Below are 6,331 nucleotides of genomic sequence, written 5' to 3'. Positions count from 1 at the left end.
GATGAACATTTATTCATCAGGTGAAACGTTTAATCAAGCGATAAACGGCTAACGCAAGCGCTTGCGTTAGCAAATATATCTGATTAGAGTCGGCACCAATCAGGTCTGCCGATGACTGCCATCGGCAAACGCCCGAACACAAAAATAATAAAACCAGGAGCTCAGTCATGAGCCTTGAACCCTTGCTTGAAATGCAGGGCATCAGCAAGACCTTCAACGGTCTGCGGGTGCTCAAGAACGTCAGCCTGAAGGTCTACCCCGGTGAAATCCACGCCTTGATGGGTGAGAACGGCGCCGGCAAATCGACCTTGATGAAGATCCTCTCCGGTGCCTACCAGGCCGATGATGGCGGCACCATCCGCATTGATGGCCAGCCCGTCGCCAGCTACAACCCAGCCTCCGCCAAAGCCCTCGGCATTGCCGTGATCTACCAGGAACTGAGCCTGTGTCCGAACCTCACGGTGGCCGAGAACATCTACCTGGGCCGTGAACTGCGCCGTGGCTGGACCATCGACCGCAAGGGCATGGAAGCCGGGGTGGCGGAAGTGCTGGCAAGGCTCGGCGCGGAGTTCCTGCCCACCACCCGCGTCGCCAGCCTGTCCATCGCCGAGCGCCAACTGGTAGAAATCGCCCGGGCGCTGCATGCCCACGCGAAAATCCTGGTGATGGACGAGCCCACCACGCCGCTGTCTTCCCGGGAAACCGACCGCCTGTTTGCGCTGATCAAACAGCTGCGCAGCCAAGGCTTGGCGATCATCTACATCAGCCACCGCATGGCGGAAATCTACGAACTGTCAGACCGGGTCTCGGTGCTGCGGGACGGCGAGTACGTCGGCGAACTGGCGCGGGACGTGCTGTCGGCCGAGGTGCTGGTGAAGATGATGGTGGGCCGCGACCTTTCCGGTTTCTACAAGAAGGAACATGCCGCCTACGACCCCGGCCAGGTGGTGATGCGTGTGCGCGACATGGCCGACGGCAAGCGCGTGCGCCATTGCAGTTTCGACCTGCACGCCGGTGAAGTGCTGGGCATTGCCGGGCTGGTGGGCGCCGGGCGTACCGAACTGGCACGGCTGATCTTTGCCGCCGACCCACGCACCTCCGGCACCCTGGAGGTGGTCGGCAAAACCGTGACCCAACTGCGCAACCCGGCGGATGCGATTCGTGCCGGTGTCGTCTACCTCACCGAGGACCGCAAGGCCCAGGGCCTGTTTCTCGACATGAGCGTGGCCGACAACATCAACGTCTGTGCGTGTGTGCCGGATGCCCATGCCGGTGGCGTGCTCGACCGTGGCCACGCCGCACAACGCTCACGCGATGCGATCAAGTCCCTGTCGATCCGCGTGGCGTCGGGCAAGGTCAACGTCGGCGCGTTGTCCGGTGGCAACCAGCAGAAGGTGCTGCTGGCACGGCTGCTGGAGGTCAAGCCGCATGTGCTGATCCTCGACGAGCCCACCCGTGGCGTGGACATCGGCTCCAAATCCGAGATCTACCGCATCATCAACCAGTTGGCCAAGGCCGGCGTAGGCATCGTGGTGATCTCCAGCGAACTGCCGGAAATCATCGGCACCTGCGACCGCGTGCTGATCATGCGCGAAGGGCAACTCGTGGCCGAAGTGGGCGGGGCATCGGGGCTGGATATTTCCCAGGAGGCGATCATCGACCTCGCCACCGGCAGCGAACAGGTGGCCGCCCATGGCTAATTCAACGACAAGCGGGAGCAACACCATGACTGTGGCAACGATCGGCAAGGCTGAGCGTATTCGCGAACTGATGCGCACGGTGGGCATGTTGCCGGTGCTGGTGCTGTTGCTGGTGGGCTTCGCCCTGGCCAGCGAAAACTTCATGACGGTGCAGAACCTGTCGATCATCACCCAGCAGGCGTCGGTCAACGTGGTGCTGGCGGCGGGGATGACCTTTGTGATCCTCACGGCGGGCATCGACTTGTCGGTGGGAGCGATTCTTGCGGCTTCGGCTGTGGTTGCGTTGCAAGCGTCGATGTCACCGCAGTTCGGCATGTTCGGGATTGCCGCCGGGGTTGGCTTCGGCCTGTTGCTGGGCCTGGTCAACGGCGGCCTGATCGCCTTCATGCGCCTGCCGCCGTTTATCGTCACGCTCGGCGCGCTGACCGCCATGCGCGGTTTGGCACGCCTGTTGGCCGACGATAAAACCGTGTTCAACCCTGATTTGCCGTTTGCCTTTATTGGCAACGATTCGGTGCTGGGCGTGCCCTGGCTGGTGATCATTGCCGTGGCCGTGATTGCGCTGTCGTGGTTCATCCTGCGGCGCACGGTGATGGGGGTGCAAATCTACTCCGTGGGCGGCAACCCGGAAGCGGCGCGGCTGTCGGGGATCAAGGTGTGGAAGGTCCTGCTGTTCGTCTATGCCATGTCCGGTGCGTTGGCCGGGTTGGGCGCGGTGATGAGCGCGTCACGCCTGTTCGCCGCCAATGGCCTGCAGCTGGGGCAATCCTATGAGCTGGATGCGATTGCCGCAGTGATCCTCGGCGGCACCAGCTTTACCGGCGGCGTCGGCACCATCGGCGGCACGCTGATTGGTGCGCTGATCATCGCGGTATTGACCAACGGCCTGGTGCTGCTGGGCGTCTCGGATATCTGGCAGTACATCATCAAGGGCATCGTGATCATTGGCGCGGTAGCGCTGGATCGCTATCGCCAGTCCGGTGCGCGGACCTGATTTCACTCAAACAACAATCACAAGAGAGTCATCATGAACTTCAAACGCATGTTTCCTGTTGTCGCCTCCCTGGGCGTTGCCGTGTTGATGTCCCAGGCGGTGCAAGCCCGTGAACTGAAAGCCATCGGCATCAGCATGGGGTCCCTGGGCAACCCGTATTTCGTGACCTTGGCCGACGGTGCCACGGCGCGGGCCAAGGAGCTGAACCCGGCGGTGAAAGTCACCTCGGTGTCGGCCGACTATGACCTGAGCAAGCAGTTCTCGCAGATCGACAACTTCATCTCGTCCAAGGTCGACCTGATCCTGCTCAACGCCGTCGACCCGTCGGCGATGGCCTCGGCGATCAAGAAAGCCCGTGATGCCGGGATCGTGGTGGTGGCCGTGGACGTCGACGCCAAGGGCGTGAATGCCACGGTGCAGACCGACAACGTCGAGGCTGGCAAGCTCGCCTGCCAGTTCATCGTCGACAAACTGTCGGGCAAGGGCAATGTGATCATTCAGAACGGCCCGCAAGTCACCGCCGTGACCGATCGGGTCAAAGGGTGCAAAGCCGCGCTGGCCAGCGCCCCGGAGATCAAGGTGCTGTCAGATGACCAGGACGGCAAAGGCTCCCGCGAAGGCGGCTTGAACGTGATGCAGGGTTACCTGACGCGCTTCCAGAAAATCGACGGCCTGTTCGCAATCAACGACCCGCAAGCCATCGGCAGCGACCTGGCGGCCAAGCAACTGAAACGCAGCGGCATCATCATCACCTCCGTGGACGGCGCGCCGGACATCGAGAATGCCCTGAAGACCGACACCCTGATCCAGGCCTCCGCCAGCCAGGACCCATGGGCCATGGCCCAGACCGCCGTCAATGTCGGCAATGACATTCTCAATGACAAACAACCCGCCGAAGCGGTTACCCTGCTGGCGCCAAAATTGATCACCCGCGATAACGTCGGTTCCTACGCCGGTTGGTCAAGCAAACATTAAAAGCACCCAGGAGTGAGCACCGTGGCAACCATGGAGGATGTGGCAAGAATTGCAGGGGTGTCGACGTCGACGGTTTCCCACGTCTTGAACGGCACCCGCAAGGTCAGCCCGGACACGGTGCAAGCGGTGCAGGACGCGATCCGGCAGGTGGGCTACATCCCCAACACGCTGGCGCGTTCCCTGGCGCGGTCCACCACCAATACGATTGGCGTGGCGATCTCGGCACTGTCCAACCACTACTTCAGCGAAACGGTGCACGCGATTGAAACCGAGTGTGCCAAGCACGGCTACATGATGTTGTTTGTCGATACCCACGACGATCCCGAGCAGGAATTGCGCGTAGTCACGACGCTGCACCATCGGCGGGTGGACGGCATTCTGCTGGCGCCGTCTACCGGTTCGCTGGCCCTGGAATACCTGCAGGCCAATCAAGTGCCGGCGGTGCTGGTGGACCGGATGATGTGTGATCATTTCGATCAGGTCGGGGTGGAAAACACTCAGTCGACCCAGGCCCTGGTGGCGCACTTGATCGGCCATGGCCACCGGCGCATCGGCTTTATTTCCGGGCGCGCGGGGCTCGGCACTTCCGATGAGCGCGTGGCCGGCTATCAAGCCGCGTTGCAGGCGGCAGGGTTGGTGTTTGACCCGCAATTGCTGGTCAACGGTGGTTCCAGCAGCGAGCCGGCACGGCAAGCGACCGCGCAGTTATTGACCCTGGCAACACCGCCCACGGCAATCATGGCGGGCAACAACCTGATGACCCTGGGCGCGATGCACGCCTTGCGTGATGCGAATATCGACGTGCCCGGGCAGATGGCCCTGGTGGGCTTCGATGATTTTGACTGGGCGGATTTCTTTGTGCCACGCCTGACCCTGATCGCACAGCCGGTCCAGGAACTCGGCGCCAGGGCGGTCAACCTGCTGCTTGAGCGCATGGCGTCGCCCAAGCGTAAAACACACAGCGTGCGGCTCGCGCCCACCCTGAAGATTCGTAACTCATGCGGCTGCCCCTGATATGAACAACGCGGTTTCCCTTGGCATTGATCTCGGCACTTCGGAACTCAAGGCGATCCTGATGGACGAGCAAGGCAACGTCCTCGCCCATGCGGGCGCTCGGCTGACGGTCTCGCGCCCGCACGCAGGCTGGTCCGAGCAGGCGCCTGAGGATTGGTGGCAAGCATGCCTGAAGGCTCTGGACCAACTGCGCACTGATCAGCCGGATGCCTACGGCCGTGTCGGCTGCATCGGGTTGTCCGGGCAGATGCACGGGGCGGTATTGCTGGGGCAAGACGACCGGGTGTTGTACCCGGCGATTCTCTGGGATGACTCCCGTGCCATGGCCCAGGCTGAAGCCTTGGGCAGTGAGTTTGCCGACGTCACCGGCAGCTTGCCGATGGCCGGTCTCACGGCGCCCAAGCTGCTTTGGTTGCAGGAGCATGAACCGGCGGTATTCAGCGCCATTGATTGCGTGCTGTCGCCCAAGGACTACCTGCGCCTGCGCTTGAGTGGTGAGCGCGTGAGTGATGTGTCCGATGGTGCGGGGACGTTGTGGCTGGATGTGGCCAACCGTGAATGGTTTGAACCGATGCTGCAGGCCACGGGTTTGCGATGGGCGCAGATGCCACGGCTGGTAGAAGGTGGCGCGGCCAGTGCTTGTTTGAATGCGGCTGCGGCGGGGCGACTCGGCTTGGCCGAGGGCCTGGTGATTGCCGGCGGTGGCGGGGACAACCCGGTGGCGGCGGTGGGCATAGGGGCGGTGAATGCGGGTGATGCGTTTATCACCCTCGGTACGAGTGCGGCCATCGTGGCGATTACTGATCACTCGGCGGGGAATCCGGCGAGTGCGGTGCATAGTTTTTGTCATGCGTTGCCTGGGCGTTGGTACACCATGGGGGCGATGTTGGCCGGGGCCAGTTGCTTGCGGTGGGTGACGCGGTTGACGGGGTCGGTTGATGAGCAGGCGTTGCTGGATCGGGTGCAGGCCGAGTGGCCGATCGGGCAGGGCGTGCCGGTTTCCAATCCGTTGTTTTTGCCGTATTTGGCGGGGGAGCGCACGCCCCATAACGACCCGTTGTTGCGGGGTGGTTTCATGAGCCTGGGGCATGACTGCACGCCGGCCATGCTGGGGTATGCGGTGATGGAGGGCGTCGGGTTCGGGTTGCTGGATGCATTGAATGCAGTGCAGTCGGCCGGGGCCACGGTGGGGGCTTGTGCGTTGGTGGGTGGTGGGGCGCGCAGTGAGTATTGGGCGCAGTTGTTGGCCAATATTCTTGGGCGGGAGATTTATACGTTGCATGGCAGTGAGTTGGGGGCGTGTATTGGGGCGGCGAAGTTGGGGTTCCTGTCGAGCGGCCAGGGTGCGGCGCTGTTGCAGGCGGGGATGCCGGTGAAGCAACGGTTTTTCCCGGACGGCGCTCAACAGGCTGTTTTGCAGGCGCGATATTTGAAGTTTCGGGGGTTGTTGGGGGCGGCTAAGGCTTTGCACGATTAGGGAAGTTTTGGGTGTATATCCGTTATTTGGGTAACGGCTGCTATTGGTTCCGCTCTTACAGCGGCTCACTTTTGAACAGCGCAAAAGTAAGCAAAACGCTCTTGCCCCACCACTCGGCACCTCGCTTAGGCTCGGTGTGCCCTCACTCCGGCTTTGGAGCGTGGGCCGCCG

At 62.2% G+C, this 6,331-nt stretch carries 5 protein-coding genes; all 5 read left to right on the top strand.

Translation table 11 applies throughout. The annotated features are described in order from the left end of the window. The first annotated feature begins 167 nt into the window (after positions 1-167). From JV201_RS14635 to xylB, 5 genes are read left to right on the top strand one after another with little or no spacing between them, the layout of a single operon-like run. Entirely contained in the window at positions 168-1,700 is a 1,533-nt protein-coding gene (locus tag JV201_RS14635) for a sugar ABC transporter ATP-binding protein (RefSeq protein WP_214498781.1), read from the top strand. Positions 1,701-1,725: 25 nt separating this feature from the next. Beyond that, on the top strand, positions 1,726-2,694 hold the full coding sequence (locus JV201_RS14630) for a hypothetical protein (RefSeq protein ID WP_003209708.1): 969 nt from the start codon (positions 1,726-1,728) through the stop codon (positions 2,692-2,694). 33 nt (positions 2,695-2,727) lie between these two features. After that, complete coding sequence (locus JV201_RS14625; protein WP_003209710.1) at positions 2,728-3,669, top strand: ABC transporter substrate-binding protein; 942 nt, start codon at positions 2,728-2,730, stop codon at positions 3,667-3,669. 21 nt (positions 3,670-3,690) lie between these two features. Continuing rightward, positions 3,691-4,683, top strand: a complete 993-nt coding sequence (locus tag JV201_RS14620; RefSeq protein ID WP_219405594.1) for a LacI family DNA-binding transcriptional regulator — start codon at positions 3,691-3,693, stop codon at positions 4,681-4,683. Position 4,684: 1 nt separating this feature from the next. Beyond that, positions 4,685-6,160: a xylulokinase gene (xylB, locus tag JV201_RS14615; RefSeq protein WP_219405592.1), complete on the top strand. Its 1,476-nt coding sequence runs from the start codon at positions 4,685-4,687 to the stop codon at positions 6,158-6,160. Positions 6,161-6,331: the final 171 nt, after the last annotated feature.

Source organism: Pseudomonas sp. Colony2, from assembly GCF_019382755.1.
GTDB lineage: Bacteria > Pseudomonadota > Gammaproteobacteria > Pseudomonadales > Pseudomonadaceae > Aquipseudomonas.
Note: the sequence above shows the minus strand (reverse complement) of the source record. Positions and strands in the feature narration are given on the sequence as shown.

Coding starts and splice junctions, on each gene's coding strand:
- JV201_RS14635 (WP_214498781.1), top strand. CDS start 168: ATGAGCCTTGAACCCTTGCTTGAAATGCAGGGCATCAGCAAGACCTTC.
- JV201_RS14630 (WP_003209708.1), top strand. CDS start 1,726: ATGACTGTGGCAACGATCGGCAAGGCTGAGCGTATTCGCGAACTGATG.
- JV201_RS14625 (WP_003209710.1), top strand. CDS start 2,728: ATGAACTTCAAACGCATGTTTCCTGTTGTCGCCTCCCTGGGCGTTGCC.
- xylB (WP_219405592.1), top strand. CDS start 4,685: ATGAACAACGCGGTTTCCCTTGGCATTGATCTCGGCACTTCGGAACTC.